Annotated in this window: 2 protein-coding genes; both read right to left on the bottom strand. The window is 69.5% G+C overall.

Annotated elements, in window-relative coordinates; translation table 11 throughout:
- The coding region (locus CCN37_RS37520; RefSeq protein ID WP_210408392.1) for an N-acetylmuramoyl-L-alanine amidase at positions 1 to 642 on the bottom strand (642 nt) is incomplete at its 3' end.
- Positions 643 to 763: 121 nt separating this feature from the next.
- Positions 764 to 916: a DUF4442 domain-containing protein gene (locus tag CCN37_RS40525; RefSeq protein WP_168201051.1), complete on the bottom strand. Its 153-nt coding sequence runs from the start codon at positions 914 to 916 to the stop codon at positions 764 to 766.
- Positions 917 to 1,110 lie beyond the last annotated feature (194 nt).

Genomic DNA, 1,110 nt, shown 5'->3' with positions numbered 1-1,110 from the left:
CAGCCACACCCACGCGGCCTGCTTGTTCTCCGGTCGGTCCGGCTGGGCCAGGATGTGGCTCCACACCGCTGTGGCGATCTCCTCTGGGCTTGGCATGCCACCCTCCATCCATTCCCCGACGGAGCCCCGGAAGCCGCCCATGTCGCCGGGCCAGCCGGCGGGGTCGATCTTGCGGTTGGGGGCCCACTCCTTGTGTGCCAGCGCTCGGTCCGGACCCAGCCCGACGTGCCCGAGCAGCGCCGCGACGCCGCGCGGGTACGACTCGTGCTGGGCCGATGTCCAGTCGCCCCTGCCTGTCGACTCCGCCTCGACGCCGATCAGGTGGTTGTTCCCGTTGTCCCGCCCGCACCACGACGCGTAGCCGGCTCCCGCGTGGTACGCGAGGCCGGCTGCGACGACGAACCAAGTGCCGTCCCGTCCGAGTCCGAGGTTGCACAGGGGCCCTGCCAGACCCGGACGGCCGTTCACGAGCACGTTCTGCGAGGGGAAGTTCCCGCTCGCGGGCCCGGCGGTGTGGTGCAGGAGCACACCCCGGACATCGGAGAAGTTGCCGTGTCCCCGGTTCTGCCAGCCGCCGATCTCCACCACGTCCAGGCCGGCTTCGCGCAGGACTCCTGGCATCCAGGTCAGCGCGTAGACCACGGTTATCACCTCCAGAGAACTGGTCGGTGCGGTCCGCTCGCAAACCAGTCTGGGGGTGAAGAAGAAACGGGGTATACCTCCGGTTGGATGACGTTCACCGGAACGCCGTTGGAGTACCCGTTTAGCCCTTGGAGTGCGGTTTCAGCGTCCAGACGATGTCCAGCCGACCGGTCTCCAGGCCCTCGGCGTCGTTGATCGTCACGTGCACGGGGACGTCCGGGCGGGTACCAGCCGTCAGCTCCGCGATCGCGTCGGCGGCGGGACGGCCGAGCACGGCGGTGGCGGTGAGACGGCCGCGCGCGAGCTAGCAGCTGGCCATCGCGACGCCGCTGCCGACCAAGCTTGATGTTCGGGTCGTCCGGGTTGTCCAGCACCTGGTTCCACACCGCCGCCGGCAGCTCGACGACCACCTTCTCCGGTCCCGCCTCGCGGAACTGGATGCCCACGGTGCGCACCCAGGGCACGATC

It is taken from the genome of Allokutzneria sp. NRRL B-24872 (genome assembly GCF_002155965.1).
Lineage (GTDB): Bacteria > Actinomycetota > Actinomycetes > Mycobacteriales > Pseudonocardiaceae > Allokutzneria.
The sequence above is the reverse complement of the archived record's forward strand: the minus strand, read 5'-3'. Positions and strand labels throughout refer to the sequence as shown.